Origin of the sequence: Nostoc sp. (genome assembly GCF_036917465.1) — a bacterium.
Classification (GTDB): domain Bacteria; phylum Cyanobacteriota; class Cyanobacteriia; order Cyanobacteriales; family Nostocaceae; genus Nostoc.
The window spans coordinates 156,252-172,480 of record NZ_JBALDL010000086.1 but is presented as its reverse complement, the minus strand read 5'-3'; the positions used below and the strand labels follow the sequence as shown (position 1 = coordinate 172,480).

Below are 16,229 nucleotides of genomic sequence, written 5' to 3'. Positions count from 1 at the left end.
TGTCAGGGTTTTTGGTGCGATCGCAGTAGTCAATATCATGTTAGGTATGAAGTAAGGGTTTACGAATTACGAATTAGTAATTTGGAGAGAGCTAAGGGTGAACCGATGAGTTCAGCAACTCGATAGGCAGATGCGATCGCTCCTTCATGCAATCCATCTCCTAGATAAGCTCCTGCATAGTAAGTATGATTCTCTCCATTGGTAGCAACTACTTCATCTCGGTATCGAAAAGATTCAGTAGTATACAACGGCGTGTGATGTTCTTGAGTGTGAATAATCCGATCTTTGGCAATCAATCCTTCCAGTTGAAAGGATAGAAAATAATTCTGTGGCGATGAGATCCCGCAAAGCTGATTTAAATAACTGTTATATCCCCATCGGGTGGCTGTCTGGAAAAAATCAAATTCTGAGGGATGATGGATGTCATGATGATCATACATGGAAGTATCTGTATGAACTGTAGTAGTTACATAATTGGCTTTCCACTTTGAGAAGCGTTTAATTTCAACCTCGGTTGCGTCAGCTAACAGAGCCATTACTTGGTCAGGTGGTGTAGCAAACACGACCTTATCAAAATCTTGGATATCACCGTGCGATCGCGTACCCCTACGGGGAAGCAAGCTACGCGTTGGCGGAGCCTCTCGCAGAGAAGCGTCTGCCTCAGCAGAAGCGCTGCTGCCAGAGGCAGATCGCTTTATTTTTACACCATCTGGACTTCTAGAAATATTGGCAATCTCCACATTTAACAAAACTTCACCTTTAAATCGCTCTAAAATTTTTTCAATATAGGAATATACACCGCCTTCAACCCTGAGCCATTTAACTGCGAGGTAGTCGCGCAACATCGGAATTGCTAGCTCTGCGGGAAAATCGTCAATGAGTTCAAAGGGCATTGAGTAGCTATACATTATCAGCAACTTTAGCCAGGTATTGCTCATACTTTGGTTATTCAGATATTGAGACAGTGGGCGATCGTAAAAATCTTCCATCTGGGCAAATCGGGTTTCCAGCCATAATCCAACGGAACGGGTATGGAGGACATCGAACCGCAGATATTCAATCAGGCGCTGAACACCTGTATAGTTGTTCTCAATTGTTACCCCCGATAAAAAGTGATTGCCATCTTTGGGAAATAAAGCTGAACCGACACGGATGGGTTCTAGTTTTACTCCTAGTTCTTGCATGAGAGCAACAAAGTGATGAAATACGGTAGGAAATTCTAGCACTCCAGTTTCCAAGATTTCATTGCAATCAGATTGGTTAGGCAATACATTCTTGTTGAGTGTCCGAATATGTCCCCCCAACATGGGCTGCCGTTCAAACACGGTGACATGATGCCCTTGTTTATCAAGCAGGTAAGCTGTAGCCATACCACTGGCTCCGCCACCGATAACTGCAATTCTCATAGCTGACCTCTCAATTTTTGAATATGAATAATATGTGTGACCAATGATTCCTGGATGGTACAGAGCAAACGGATTTATCCCACGGATAAATCCAAAATTGTCTGACTGTTTATTTAGCTGTTGCCTAACAGCACATCGCCAGATAATCGTTGATACAGCAATGCCCCAGTCCAGAATGTGGGAGCAAAGCCCGGATAGCCTGATGAGGCATTGCAGAAATAGAAATGGTTTAGTGAGGTTTCGTGATTTAACCGTCCTAGACCCATGTTGCGTGGTGTGAGACTGGAGCCGTAGGAATTCCCGTTGGGACACCAGCAAAAACGTTCATTAGTGGTGGGGCTACCCGTGATATGGAAGACTAGATGTTTTCTAAAATTAGGTACATAGTGTTCTTCCACAACATCTAGGATGCAATCGAAGATTTCTTGCTTTTTCTGGTTGTAGGCTTTGCGTTCATTTTGTTGCAATTGCTGGAAGTATTCGTAATTAGCAACAGTAAGAAATTCCACAATCTGGCAATCCTCTGGGCAATCCCGACTTGCTTCTGTCAATAAAGTGGGCGTTGTCATAGCAAAGCTGGGATTGGAAAAGTCATTGTATTCATACATCTGAGCAAAGGCTCCATTCAGATCGTGATGACCTGTGTGGAAGAGATTCCAATTGCCAAATCCATAGTCTCGAAGGTCGAGGTCTTTGACGACGCAATAAGCCATGTAGTTGGATGGAGAATACTCATAGTTGAGTTTTCGACGCACACTTTTAGAGAACTTAGACTCACCAATCATTTTGGCGGCTTTTTTGGGGTCAATGTTGCAAATCACGGTTTCGCCTGTAAATTCGTGAGTTTGATGGGTGGTTAAATCCATCGCCTCAACGCCCGTAACCGTTTTGTCAGTGAGTCTAAAATTCGTGACTTCATGGTTGAGCAGTACTTGCCCTCCGTGGGATTCAATCACCTTGACTAAGGAATTGATGACATGCTCAAAATGCTGGGTTGGGTAAAATGCACCTGCTTGATAACCCTTAAACAAAATGACCCACGCATAGAATGAGAGTTGATTTGGAGGCAGCAAAAAATCAGGCCATTGCAGAGCTAATAGGGTTTGGGCGGCTTGGGGTAGCTGAAATTTGTCGAATACATCCTGAAGTGTACTGTTGAGATATTGGACAGTAGAAAACACTTCATTTGTATGTTTAAGTAGTTCAATTGGCTTAATTGGGGGAGCGAGTCTTTTCAAACCTGCGCCCGTTTTTTCAACCTCGTTAACAAATTGGCGAATGCTATCGCCATGTGCAGGAAACAACCTTGATAATCGCTGCATCAACTCCTCCGGTTCCGAAGGAATATCTAACGCATATCCCGGCATTCGCATGTGGTCAAAGCCATCTGGGTTGTACCGCTCAAAGGTTACTTCCCGATCCAAACCCAGTTTCTTGAGTACCCGATTGACCGTTTGTCCTTCACCGCAATCCCAAACATAATGGAATTGGGCATTAAACGTGTATTTTTTAGCCATCGTAAATGTGTGACCAAAGCCGCCTGGATGTTCATGGGCTTCGAGTATTTGCACGGTCTTACCAGAGTTTGCCATCAAAGCACCAAAGACCAATGCTGATAAACCACTGCCTACAATTAGGTAATCCGGTTTCATCTGAGGTTTCCTCAAACAATAAACGTCTTGCGATCGATAATAATTTTCTCTATGCTTCAACCCGCTCTGTCATCGTCGGGGCGGTAATGGTCTTAGATATGGTGCAGGAAATCGCCCAACTGCGGGCTAGACTAAAAGCCTTACAATATTAATGTTCGCAACTTGTCACTCCACAGGGTTTCGACTGACATAATCAGAATTTCACCGAGAGGAAGTCTGCGCTTTCGCAAATTGTGCTTCAATGGAGTTTTTGGCGGTGGTAAAGCAAGTTTTTTCATAGGAAAATCAAGCCTCCTTAAGGTCTGCCATTGGCTTTAGAAACCTTACGAGTTCCGGGTGGAAAGCTGAGTAAGACAAATTCGTTTCTGGTTAAGCCAGACTTGACCTCGGTTTTGTCATTTACCGTTCTGCTAACTGTAATGGGTACGAAGACTGGATCGCCTTTGTCATTGGCGACAAATACGCCTTGAAAATTGTCTTGTTGCGCGATCGCCCCCGTCCGCACCACCAGCAGCGTGCAATGCAAGTCCTAATGTTTGTTTTGATAACGATAATGCTTCGGCAATCATCGCACCGATGAAGTTACTAATAACTGGTAAGTCTGCTAGTGTGAGAGCAAAAATAAATGCTTGCATGACTTGTTTTCTATAGTTTTACATCTTATCGATAGATTGCCTTATCGATCGCGCAGTGGAAGAATTCGCCTTCTGACTCAAAGCGATCGCTCCCAAAATACCAGCCAACACGAAGGCGAGTCGGGATCGTGTAGCCGTCAAAGGTGCCACTATCCTCGACCATGCCACCAAAATCGATGTAGTGAAACGCTTCGCCTTCAAGATTGCCCCAGCGATCTATTTTGGCTTGCTCCAACATTCCCTGATCGTTAACCGTCAGGGTGAGTTTGGCAGGTTCACCGAGTGCTGTGAAGTTTGCCTGTACTTGTGAACCGTTCAACTCGATCCAGGAGATGTCGGGATTACAGAGGACGGAAGGCAGTAACATCGACTCTACTTGAACTCGCCCCACAGTAGAGCGGGTGATATCCTCGCCAGATGCCTGCATCACCGGAAACAGCCCCAGGATTTTCCACCGAGACTCGCCAACACCATCCACAATCCGATCTGCGCCCCAAATCGGTAAGCCTTGCATCGAAGTTTTCGCCCGCCAAATCATCCCTCGATTCCAGTAAATCACTTCTTCTCCCTTAAAGGGATGCCATTTTTGACCGAGTTTGATTTCTCCGTGCATCCATAATCTAACTGCTGAGGCTAGCTGCGTACCGGGGGCCATCGCATTTTCCAGATAACGACGGGCTACGGGGGGAATATCTGTTAGCAATTCTGGCTGGAAAACTCCACCATTGATGGATGCCCATTTCCACAAATCATCTAAAGATACATCTTGGGTTTTAGTCATTGTTTTAACCATTGTGAACTCCTACCAGAAGTGGCTGTGTAGTCAGCATGGATTCAATAACCTGCAAGCAAAACTGCAACGCGATCTGCCCAATTGTCTCTTGGAGAAGCAATGAAAGGTGTCATTTGAGATTGATGATTAATCATTGGATTGTTGGGTTGAATCTTGAATAGAGTTGTTGGCCAATAAGAACTAACTTTAAATATGTGGAATATGGCGACTCACCCAATCAGCGTTTTCGCGCAGTATATGCAGAATACTTCCGTGAACAACCATTTCCAGATATAATCGCTCCTTAAAAGGAGAAAAGTTGTGAAGTTTCGGGTCGCTAGATGATTTCTGTACCTCTTCGACTACATAGCGGTTAGGGGCATGACTGAGAATGTGGGCAATTAGCTTTTGCCGCAATTCATGAATTGAAAAGGCTAATTGATAAGGATGCTCAGGGTACTCACCCAATACATTCTCAATTTCTTGAAGAACGATTGGCAATGTTAAATTAATCAATGCGTGAGACATTTATTAGTAACCTAATAGAAAATAAAAATTCTTAGAATCTACTTCTGCTTCTCTCAGTCTTGTTTATAAAACTGGTGTTTCCTGACGGCAGCAGCTACAACGCCAGTAAAGCACTCCCAAGCGGATATGGCGGAGTAAAATACTTGAACAGCCAGGACAAGTATGTCTGCTGTCCATGAAGTGCTTGAACTTTGTTTTCAAAATAAGCTGTTGGCTGTAATCTGGTTTTACATGCCTTGACTGTAGCATTAGATTGCTTAATAAAGTATTCACTTAAAAACCTGGATTGATTTGATAACTGTATAGCCTCTTCCCAAAAAGATTTTACAGCTTGCTCTAATTAGTATTCTACAGAACAGCATAACAACCGGATGTTTGAAATCGAGTATTTACAAGAGTTTGATTTATGGTTGAATTGTATTAATTAAGCTAGAAGTTCAGCTTTTTTGGCTTTATGGTTAAGCACATCAAAATTAGCGTTAAAACAAAGGTTTTTAGCAAAAAAAGCGAGCGATCGCTGGACAACCGGAAGTTATACTCATGGATGAACCTTGTTCTGCACTCGATCCCATGTCTAGTTTGCGGATTGAAGAACTGATTCACGAACTTAAAGAGCAATATACCATTGTCATTGTTACCCACAATATGCGACAAGCGGCACGAGTCTCTGACAAAACAGCTTTTTTCAACGTTAGCTCTACGGAAACAGGCGATCGTACTGGCTACTTGGTAGAGTATGACTCAACAGAAGTGATTTTGAATAACTCTAAGCAGAAAGACACAAAAGATTACGTCAGTGATAAATTTGGTTAAATTAGGACTTAGCCATTGACATAAAAGACCAAAAATGAATGTTTTGAAAAACCACATTTGTCGTAGGGGCAATACCCTGCGGCTACTCTCCGAGTTCTCCAACGGAATAGCCGGAGGGTATTGTCCCTACCGGAATCAAAATCCCTAAATATCAAAACGGTTGATAGCGAATTGAAAAATTAAAGCCATTATCTTGTAGCGAATTACCGCGATCGCTAGTACCCATGAATGGTATACCATAATCTGCACGCAATACCAAACCTTTTAAAGGTTGCCAATTTAAGCCTAAACCCAGGCTAGCAATGGTTTGTGGGTCGATATTAGTACCTCTATTGTTCCAAGCTGTGCCGATGTCAAAAAAGGGTGTTAGCTGTAAAGTTTCGATATTCGATGTCAGGGGAATACGAACTTCCACTCCTCCAACTACCCCATTGTCAGCAACAAGTTGATTTTGACGATAACCGCGTACTGTATCTACTCCGCCAATGCTAATTTTTTCCAGTGAAAGTAAAGAATCAGGTGTCAGTTGAGTGTTAATTTTGGCTAACATCAAAATGCGGGGAGATAGCCGTTGCACCAATTGTAATTGCCCCACCCAAGAGAAAAACCGCCCATCAGTACCAGTGTCGTTAACGGTTGCGTCAATTGCATCGATGCCAAAACTAAATTGCGATCGCGCCGCAAAGACACTGTTAATATTACGTTGTAACCAATCTTGAGAAAAGCGAATTACCGTAACTCTTGATTTCCCATTTTCTGGCCCTTCAGTAAAGGAATAGGGAATATTATTAAGTATAAAGGTTTGACTCTGCCGTAAATCGAATGCTAAACCTAAAGCAAATTCGTTGTTTGGCTTGTGGATTAGGGGTTGACGGATGTTCAAAGAAAGGGTTTCGGCTTCGCTACGGATATTCAAATCACTAAATTTGCTTTCAATAATTCGGCTAGCGCTGTTACTATAGCGGACACCAATAGTTCCATCTAAGGGGTTAAAGGGAATAGAATAACTGATATCATAAATATCTAGACCTTCACTTTTAGCATATTCGGCATTAAATTTATCCCCGAATCCTAATAAGTTATCGTGAGCAATAAAAACACTTCCTTGTTCTGAACCAACGCTAGGTGATTGGTTATTGGCAAAGTTTACCCCGGCGTGGAATGCTGGCGATTCGGTAATTGTCACCTGTAAAATATTGTTACCTGGGGTGCTACCTGCGGTTAACTCGGCATTAACTCGTTCAATGGCAGGATCGAGTTGTAATAATTGCAGCGCTTCTTCGAGATGTTTTTGGTTTAAAGGCTTATTTGCCAACCGTGCAATCCGAGAACGCACATAAGCAGGTTGCAATCTTTTTAACCCTAAAATGGAAATTCCTTCAAGTTCGCCTTCTACAACTTGGATTCGCACAACACCGCTTGCAATATCTTGATTATTGGGAATAAAAGCACCACTGCTGATATAGCCATTATCAACATAGAGTTTGGTAATTTGCGATCGCAGTTGCAATAATTGCTCAAATGTGATGTTTGTATTTTCTAAGGGCTGTTTTAATTTAATGATTTCATCTTTTAAAACAGAATAGCCTATAACTCGGATTTCTTTGACAAAAAAACTTTCGCCGCTCGGAAAAGTGGTATCAGGTACATTTTCCTGTTGTGGTGATGGGAGTATAGGAACAGTTGGTGCAGGTGGGGTGGGAGAAATACTTGGTGATGGTGACGGTTGAGGAATAGTTTGTTCCACTTTTCCTGGAGCATCGCGGGGAATTGTGACTCCTGGTAGGGGTGTCGATTGGGCAAATACTGCGAGTGGAGTGATGCTGATGCCAGAAAGTAATATGAAAAAAATTGGTTGAAACCGAAGGTAAAAACCCATTGTTTATCTACGATTTGTAAGGGTTATCATTTTTAATTGGTAAAGCTTTTAGATTGATTTATGCTATAGGAATCATATTTCTATTCACTCCCACCAACTGATTTAGCGATCGCATTAATAATTAGATATTTAAAAAATATTATATTATAGCTTAATCAAAATACCATAATACTTTGTTCGATGGTTGCATCTTTGTGCAACCATCGAGCTTTAATTTGGCAATTCTAATATTTAGAACTTATACTAACTCTATATGATAGATATCAAGTTCAAATAATTAGTTATGATTTCCACGTTCATTACACCCTATATCCTAGTTGCTCATGAGGGAAACTCCCAGGTGTCGCGTAGCGTGTCGCAGACAAGCTTCTCGAAAAGAATGTGAGAAGACGGCGCTGGCTCGGTTTTTGCCCCCCAAATTTGGGGGATGAAAAGCCGATGGGGGAATGTTAGAAGACTGTGTGTACACCGCAGCTTGCCAAAGTGAGGGGATCTTGCGATTAAGTCATCGAACAGACATAATATGAGGCAAGAAAAAAAGAGGCGATAGCGTAAGCACTGACTTATCAGTTTGTTAATCACCAGATAATTTGGCAGACGAACTCTATTTAAGATTGGGACAATATAGTTTCCACATCTACAGCTGAACATCGTCGTAAATCGTCGCAAGTATACGCTACTACTGAGCCATCAGGCTCAATAGAAAACAAAAAATTATCCGCAGCATAAGTCGGGTGTCTTTGAGAAGTTCCAGAATAGACAGGGTTATATCCCAATAAAACTAATCCTTGAGGAGAAGACTTGAGGCTAATTTCTTGATCTATAACTTGCCTTTTATTGATTGTAGAGTCAAAATATCTAGTTCTCATCGCTCCAGAATATCCTTCCATCACCAAGATACTTTGATAAACGGTTCCATCAACGCTATATCTTAGACTCCAAGTTCCGTAAATCGGAGAATTTGCATCTACGAGTTGCGCGATCAGCTTGTCTGCGCCGGAGACGATCGCATAAGATGAAGATTCAGGAACATTTTGTGTTTGCACTAAGGCATTTCTTGCATCTGCTGACTTAATGCCAAATAATCCAATTCCAGCTACTAAAATTGCCATAGAAGCAGTTTGTTTGAATTTTGGGAATGTCAAAGGTGTTGCTAAAATTGTGTTGCAAACTAATTTATCAAACATAATCAACCTCTCAATCTGAATTAAAGAAATAATGATATTTTCATCAGAACGGTTGATAAATTGACAAACTTTGTTGTTTTTCGATTCATTAACCGTTTCTTTAATACTCAGATTAGGGGAAACGACTAGGGAATGCATTCACCTTTTATGCAGATACAAGTGTGTAATTTATCTGGTGGATGTGCAGTTTTCTGTACATCACATTTTCCCAAAATGTGCAATCTTTCAGATTAACAGCTTCGACTCAAGATTAATTGCCCATTGGGTAATCGATACAATCCTTGTGGTTCAATAATCGGATTGCCTTTTTTCCAAGCATGGGATGTAATTTCGACACCTCTCACCTCACCAGTTCTGTAGCTAGAAACCCAAACCCCAGGACGATTAGTAGATAAAGCACCAGAACCTGTAATGGTAAAAGAGTTTTCTTGTTGCTTGATGCCGCGTGAAATGCAGCTATTGGCGATAAGTACGTTGGTGTCGATGGCGTTCTGTGATAATCCGGTGAAACTGTTTGGAATAGAACTGTTATCGGGTGTATTGATATTTTTTACACCAGAAACACCCAATTCTGAACTTGCAGTAATATCGCTTTCTGGAGTTAATTTTGCCCGCGACTGGATACCGAAAATACCTCGTGAATTGATTTTAATATTTCCGCCTTTTCCCCTAAAGGCGTTAGCACTGATATTACTGTTTTCGTTGGGAACTGCCAAGATAAATCTTGAGTTGATATTGATGTTACCACCATTGCCATCTAGTTTTTCTGTTGTTGCGCTGGTAGAGATTTGAGCGCCACGACGAAGTAAGAGTAAGTCGCTATTAACTGTAATGTTACCACCATTACTTGATTCTGATTCGGCATTGAGTTTACCTTGGTTATCTAGAGTAATTTGGGGGGAGTTGACTTCGATATCCCCTGTGATTCCTAAACCTGTAGAACTGACAAATAAGCCACTATTAGCACCAATATTTACTACTGTGCCAGGAAAATTACGAACTCGGTTATCAAAATCAAAATCACTACCACTAATTATTATCTTGTCGTCAGCATTGACAGTAATTTTACCTGCACGTCCATTGTTTGAGGCAGTGGTGGTGAGTTGTCCACCATTGAGTGCTTCAAAAATTTTGGCATTTACCGTAATATTGCCGCCCTCTTGATTATTTCTGGTACGTGCATCTAATAAAGCGCCGTTAGAGATATGAAAGATATTGGTATTTAAAGTGATATCACCACCCTTGCCAATAGAATTAGAATCACTAAATGTAAATAAACCACTAGAAAATCCTGTCTTTTGACTAGTTCCAGAAACAGTTAGTGCATTTTTGGCATAAATATAAATATTTCCCGCATTCCCTTGTCCATAAGTTGAGGCAGAAAATATAGCACCATCTCGTAATGAGAAGTTACCGGAATTAATGGTAATATTACCTCCATTGCCAACTGTACCCACGTCTACAAAGCTGCTAATTGAACTAAATAAACCGTTTTTCTGCCCAGCAATATTAACAGTGCCTGTTACGTTAATATTGACATTACCTGCATCCCCTCTTCCGGCTGGTTTAGTGTTAAATACACCACTAGTAGCAGTTAGCAGTTGAGCGCCATCAGTGAGTGATAGGGTTGCTGCATTGATGTTGATATTGCCACCTTTACCTATAGCTCCGGCTGATACCGTGCTGAAGATAGCAGCATCTGTAAGGCTAATAGCATTATTTGCACTTACTGTCACATTCCCTGCGTTTCCTTGTCCAAGAGTTGAGGCAGACATTACAGCACCATCGCGTAACGAAAAATCACCGCAATCAATGATAATATTACCTCCATTGCCCACAGTACCCACGTCCACAAAGCTGTTAATTGCACTGACAAAACCGTTTTTTTCCCCAGCAATATCAACAGTGCCTGTTACCTTAACATTGACATTACCTGCATCCCCTCTTCCTGCTGGTTTAGTTCCAAATGCACTACTAGTAGCAGTTTGCAGTTGAGCGCCATCGGTGAGTGATAAAGTTGCTGCATCGATGTTGATATTGCCACCCTTGCCTACACCTCCGGCTTCCACTGCACTTAAAATAGAAGCGTTACTTGCAAGGGTAATAGCATTTTCTGCCTTTACTGTCACATTCCCCGCATTCCCTTCTCCCAAAGTTGAGGCAGAAAGTTGAGCGCGATCGCGTAATGAGAAGTTACCGGAATTAATGGTAATATTACCTCCATTGCCAACTGTTCCCTCGTCCATAAAGCTATTAATTGCACTGACAAAACCGTTTTTTTCCCCAGCAATATCAACAGTGCCTGTTACCTTAATATTGACATTGCCTGCATCCCCTCTTCCTGCTGGTTGGTTAGCAGATGCACCACTAGTAGAAGTTTGCAGTTGAGCAGAATCAGTGAGTGATAGAGTTGCTGCATTGATGTTGATATTGCCACCCTTACCTATACCTCCCGCTTCCACTGTGCTGAAAATATTACCATTTGTAAGGAAAACACCATTTTTTGCACTTACTGTCACATTCCCCGCATTTCCTTGCCCAAAAGTTGAGGTAGACAACATCGCACCGTCTTGTAATGAGAAAGAACCAGAATCAATGGTAATATTACCCCCACTGCCTTTTGCTTCTGGACGAACTAAATTGACAATTTGACTCTCCGAACCCGCAATTTTGATTTCTCCAGTTCCATTAAGGGTAATATTCCCTGCAATCGTTTCAGGTTTCCCTAAGCCCACCCCAATACCAGCATCAAGTCCACTTCCGTCTAATATCTCTATATTTCGGGCATTGATTTGAATATTACCGCCCCCAAACCCTTTTACAGAAACAATTGCTTGATTCGTCAGCGATACATCTGCACGAGTCACATTCTCAGGAAATTCTAAGCTGAGATTATCGCCATTAGAAACTAGATTGATCTTTCCAGGTGCTATTAATCCCCCTAATTCAACTCTCCCCCCATCAGCATTTAACCACCCACCATTCACGCTGACATTACCACCAACTAGCAGCAAACTTTTACCATCAGGAACTCGTAAACCAAATGTCTTAAACCCTGCACTATCTATCCCTGCTGCTGCAATTGAGTTATTTTGGATTCCTGCACCTTGATTAATCTGATTAAAAAACAACGCCGAAGGATTTACTGTCAACAATGCCGGTGCTTGAGGATTGGTAGCACTAAAATTTCCTTGATTACCAAACTGCACTCCATTAGCTGTTGTACCCACAAAACTCCCTTGCACATCTAACTGTGCATTCTCTCCAAACAAAATCCCATTCGGATTAATCAAAAACAAATTTGCTGCACCATCAACGCCTAATGTTCCGAAAATATTCGATGCTTTCCCACCTGTTACCCGTGCCAAGATATTTTCTACTCCACTGGGGTTGGCAAAATACACTCGTTGCCCATCTTGGATATTAAACTCGCTGAAACTATGAAAAACATTGCTGCCGCGTTTTGCACCACCATTAATTTTGTCGCCTAGTGCGCCATGAATTAACACATTTTGATTGAGTTGAGATGCTTCTGCACCCAGGCTGTTATCGGGTGTAATTTGGGCTTTCGCTGGCAAACCTTGGCTGAATATCGTTGATATTAGGCATAAATAATAAAGAATACTTTTAATCCTGACTTTTTGAATATGATGTACTATATTCATAATTAATTTCCCTTGAATAAATTAAAATAAAGTTCACGATATTCCTGAACTGAATATCTTTCTCTGTTGTAAAGATTCGAGGTTAGTTCATCACTTATTAATATCAGCGCCAAAACTAGGGATTACGCAAAACTACACGGGTAAAGGAAATTAATTTCTTGCTTCTACCTGAAAATAAGGGTTTTGACTATTTTTTGCGTAAGTCCTATATAGTACTCCTATTTGATTTTTGACAAAAATTTGGTAGACTTTAATCTTCTAGAATCATAATTGCTGTTTTAGATAAATTGCATAAAACTGTACATTTTTAGAAATTTCAGTTTTTTCTGCTAATTTTTGGTAACTTAAACAATAAAAGCTAATTGAAGAAGAATTTAGAAGTCAGAATGGGCTATGCCCAGCTTCTCTACGAGACGCTGCGCTATCCGCTTTTTCAATACGAATATTATTGTGAATTCTGTTTCGATAAATATTTTATCTAGGTGTAGAAATATGAAAGCCAAGAATAAATATCTTAAAATATTTTTATCCGCACGTCGGTGGATACAGATGTTGTTGATGGTTGGGAACCTCTACAAGAAACTAGTTTATTTTTTTACTCAGCAATACCAAAAACCAAATCGACATCTAAGACTGATTAAAGTATCGTTTTTGACTACATTACTAATATGTATTGTGTTTGGACAAGTCGTATCTGCACAACCTCCAAATGCCACTGCACTAGTTGAACAAGGAGTTAAAGCTTATGAAGCGGGAAATTTTTTTAATGCGATCAAATATTGGCAAGAGGCATTAAATCAGGATAGCAATAATCCAGACTCTACTGCGATTGTAAATGAAAATTTGGCGCGCGCCTACCAAGAAATAGGAGACAATAAAGAGGCGATCGCATCCCTATTAGCAGCAATTCGTGACTATGGCGCGGTAGAGAATATGCAGCAGGTGGGACGAATGAAGTCTGAACTTGCCCAAGTTTACAGCAATTTGGGACAACCCCGGAAAGCGATCGCACTTTTGTGTGGCAAACTGGTAGATAAGTCAAAAAGCATAGAATGCACTCCAGAAAGTGCTGCACAAATTGCCACTAAATACAACGATAAAACCGATCAAGTTGCAGCTTTGGGAATTCTCGGTGAAGCATATCGCTTAATGGGTGATTACAACCAAGCAATTCAATATTTGCATGAAGCAGAAAAACTCGATCCAGCTTCGGAATTTTTAGTGCTAAATAGTTTAGGTAATGCCTACAAAAGCCGCGCTCAATTACGAGAGTTACAAGCTGATTCTGCAAACAAGGCTGGTATTTCTAGTAAAGAAAATGAATTTACTCAACAGTCTGTAGAAGACTATAACCAAGCTTATCAGTATTTTGACAAAAGTGCAAAACTTGCCAACGACCATAAAGATACTTTAGCAGAAATGCGAGGATTATTAAATTTAATTCAGTTAGTTTCTCAGACTAATAAGAGCAAATTTATTAACGGCCGAGAGTTTAACAAAACCCTTGAAGATGCTTTGAAAATTCTTGAAAGCTTACCCGATTCAGCCACAAAAGTCTATGGGGCAATTGATTTAGCATACTTACAGCGTGATGCTAAAGGAACTTCGCCCTTTACCTACTGTCCAACTCAAGTGGTTTTATCTGGTAATAACGAAGCATTTAATTTGCTTAACAACTCAATATTAACAAGTAAAAAATTACAAGATAATCGCCTAATTTCTTATTCTAATGGTGCTTTAGGTCATTTCTGGGAATGCAGAGCCGATAATGAAAAAGCCTTAAAATATACCCAAACTGCTATTCTTGCAGCAGACAATAAATTGAGTGCAAAAGATAGCTTGTATTTGTGGGAATGGCAAGCAGGACGTATTTTAGATAAACAAAATCGAAAAGAAGAAGCGATCGCATCCTATCAACGAGCATTTGATACTCTAGAAGATATCCGCAGCGATATTTTAACGGCTGAACGAAATGTCCAGTTTGACTTGCGCGATGTTGTGCGACCATTGTACCGTACCTTGGCCCAGTCGCGGCTCGATTTGTTAGAAGTTGGTGCGATATCTGCGACGGGCTACGTCTACACAGATAAACAACGCGCCAAGGAACTATCGAAAGTAGTTAACACCATTGATGCCTTAAAACTCGCAGAATTACAGAATTATTTTGGCAACGATTGCATTTTAAGTGCCTTAAATCCCAAACAGGTAGAAGAACTCCTCCAAGATAATAGTGTAGCGTTTCAGAATACTGGGTTTTTGAGTTCCATAATATTAGATGGCAAAACTGGGATATTATTGCAGTTACCCAATCAGGCAACTAAATTTAAGTGGATTGAAGATCCCAACCAAGAAGGTACAAAAAAAATAGTTAGTAGCGATACCCTAGAGGAAAAAATTACCGAGTTTCGCACAGGACTAGTTAAAGGAAAAGAAGAATTTAAGTACAATACAACAACTGCGGCACAACTTTATGATTGGATAATTCGCCCCTTTGCCGAGGATCTCAAACCGGAGAAAATCAAAACCCTGGTGTTTATTCAGGATGGATTTTTGCGTAGTGTTCCAATGGCAGCACTTTATGACAGCAAACAATACAAATATTTAGTTGAAACCTACGCGATCGCTACAACACCCAGTTTACGACTTAGCACACCCAAAGCTAGCGATCGCAGGAGGCAAAAGGCGTTAATTTTGGGTTTAACAGAAAAAGCCACAATCGACGGCAAGACTTTTGATGCACTTTCTGCTGTTTCTGATGAAGTTAATGCAATTAAAAGTATATTTCCTAATCATACGGAACTCATGGATGAAAACTTTTTCCCTGAAAGTTTTCAGAAAACCCTTGACAAAAGCAGATATCCTATTGTTCACATAGCCAGTCATGCTCAATTCGGGATCATTCCTGAAGACACCTTTATTGTCACAGGCAAAAACCAAAAACTTACCATCAGTCAATTAGAAAACTCACTGCGAAACCTCAGCAGCAAATCGGATAGTGTCGAACTACTCACATTGACAGCATGTGAAACCGCAGTTGGCGACGATCGTGCCACACTAGGATTAGCTGGAGTTGCATTGCAAGTTGGGGTTAAAAGTGCGATCGCATCTTTGTGGAATGTCACAGATGAATCGACATCCGAACTAATCAAAGCGTTTTACACCAATTATCGCAACAGTGGCATGAGTATTGCAGAAGCATTGCAAAAAGCCCAAATTAAGATGATTCATGCTCAAAAATCATCACCATCTTATGAAAATCCTGCTTACTGGGCCCCAATGATTGCGATCGGTAATTGGCTTTGATACTAACTAATTTGTAAATTGAGTTAATCGCGGCTCAACCAGATCATTTACAACTATCTTTAATTCAAATTGGGGCGCGATGACTCAATACGGTTCAGTTTAGGGCTATTGGTAAAAACTTTGGGTTTTTAAGACGCGATAAATCGCCGTCTCTACAAGTGTTTTGGTCTTATCTGAACTGTATTGTGCGATGACTGTGTAAATCATAACTAACTTATGCGGATATGCTATAACTCCCGAAAGCGATCGCTCAACAAATACTGAGTAGTGGAAGCTTAGAGGTTGAATGAACAAGTATTTCGCTGTGATTTTAGGCACTTAGCGATCCCCCCTAACCCCCCTTAAAAAGGGGGGAAACGGAATCAAAGTCCCTCTTCTTAAGGGGAGCC

12 protein-coding genes and 1 pseudogene are annotated in these 16,229 nt (G+C 41.0%); 3 read left to right on the top strand and 10 right to left on the bottom strand.

Annotated elements, in window-relative coordinates; genetic code table 11:
* Positions 1-59 precede the first annotated feature (59 nt).
* On the bottom strand, positions 60-1,406 hold the full coding sequence (locus V7K38_RS21885) for an FAD-dependent oxidoreductase (RefSeq protein WP_334860565.1): 1,347 nt from the start codon (positions 1,404-1,406) through the stop codon (positions 60-62).
* 113 nt (positions 1,407-1,519) lie between these two features.
* Positions 1,520-3,058 carry a phytoene desaturase family protein gene (locus tag V7K38_RS21880; RefSeq protein WP_334860563.1) on the bottom strand — a complete coding sequence of 513 codons (1,539 nt, stop codon included), beginning with the start codon at positions 3,056-3,058 and terminating at the stop codon, positions 1,520-1,522.
* Here V7K38_RS21880 and V7K38_RS21875 point away from each other — a divergent pair.
* Complete coding sequence (locus V7K38_RS21875; RefSeq protein ID WP_334860561.1) at positions 3,016-3,210, top strand: hypothetical protein; 195 nt, start codon at positions 3,016-3,018, stop codon at positions 3,208-3,210. The genes V7K38_RS21880 and V7K38_RS21875 overlap by 43 nt on opposite strands.
* 143 nt (positions 3,211-3,353) lie before the next feature.
* Here the strand turns inward: V7K38_RS21875 and V7K38_RS21870 are convergent, their stop codons facing one another.
* From V7K38_RS21870 to V7K38_RS21855, 4 genes are all read right to left on the bottom strand, one after another.
* A complete protein-coding gene (locus V7K38_RS21870; RefSeq protein WP_334860559.1) occupies positions 3,354-3,566 on the bottom strand; it encodes a hypothetical protein in 213 nt (70 codons plus the stop codon).
* Positions 3,505-3,693 carry a hypothetical protein gene (locus V7K38_RS21865; RefSeq protein WP_334860557.1) on the bottom strand — a complete coding sequence of 63 codons (189 nt, stop codon included), beginning with the start codon at positions 3,691-3,693 and terminating at the stop codon, positions 3,505-3,507. Before V7K38_RS21865 ends, V7K38_RS21870 begins: the two co-directional genes overlap by 62 nt.
* A 25-nt stretch (positions 3,694-3,718) precedes the next feature.
* Positions 3,719-4,474: a DUF6920 family protein gene (locus V7K38_RS21860; protein WP_334860555.1), complete on the bottom strand. Its 756-nt coding sequence runs from the start codon at positions 4,472-4,474 to the stop codon at positions 3,719-3,721.
* A 198-nt stretch (positions 4,475-4,672) separates the two neighbouring features.
* Entirely contained in the window at positions 4,673-4,993 is a 321-nt protein-coding gene (locus tag V7K38_RS21855; RefSeq protein WP_334860553.1) for a hypothetical protein, read from the bottom strand.
* Positions 4,994-5,500: 507 nt separating this feature from the next.
* Here V7K38_RS21855 and V7K38_RS21850 point away from each other — a divergent pair.
* A pseudogene (locus tag V7K38_RS21850) lies at positions 5,501-5,806 on the top strand (phosphate ABC transporter ATP-binding protein); the annotation flags it as partial.
* Positions 5,807-5,957: 151 nt separating this feature from the next.
* On the opposite strand, the gene V7K38_RS21845 reads toward V7K38_RS21850, so the two are convergent.
* The 3 genes from V7K38_RS21845 to V7K38_RS21835 all read right to left on the bottom strand — a co-directional run bounded on the left by V7K38_RS21845 (position 5,958) and on the right by V7K38_RS21835 (position 12,537).
* Positions 5,958-7,685 (bottom strand): ShlB/FhaC/HecB family hemolysin secretion/activation protein, encoded by a 1,728-nt coding sequence (locus tag V7K38_RS21845; RefSeq protein ID WP_334860551.1) that lies wholly within the window; start codon positions 7,683-7,685, stop codon positions 5,958-5,960.
* A 608-nt stretch (positions 7,686-8,293) separates the two neighbouring features.
* Positions 8,294-9,010, bottom strand: coding sequence for a hypothetical protein (locus V7K38_RS21840; RefSeq protein WP_334860549.1), 717 nt, complete (start codon positions 9,008-9,010; stop codon positions 8,294-8,296).
* A 92-nt stretch (positions 9,011-9,102) separates the two neighbouring features.
* The gene (locus V7K38_RS21835) at positions 9,103-12,537 is read right to left on the bottom strand and encodes a two-partner secretion domain-containing protein (RefSeq protein ID WP_334860547.1); all 3,435 of its coding nucleotides are present in this window, start codon (positions 12,535-12,537) and stop codon (positions 9,103-9,105) included.
* 492 nt (positions 12,538-13,029) lie between these two features.
* Between V7K38_RS21835 and V7K38_RS21830 the strand changes: the two genes are divergently transcribed.
* Positions 13,030-15,840, top strand: a complete 2,811-nt coding sequence (locus tag V7K38_RS21830; RefSeq protein WP_334860545.1) for a CHAT domain-containing protein — start codon at positions 13,030-13,032, stop codon at positions 15,838-15,840.
* 105 nt (positions 15,841-15,945) lie between these two features.
* Here V7K38_RS21830 and V7K38_RS21825 read toward each other — a convergent pair whose 3' ends face one another.
* Positions 15,946-16,158, bottom strand: a complete 213-nt coding sequence (locus tag V7K38_RS21825) for a hypothetical protein (RefSeq protein WP_334860543.1) — start codon at positions 16,156-16,158, stop codon at positions 15,946-15,948.
* Positions 16,159-16,229: the final 71 nt, after the last annotated feature.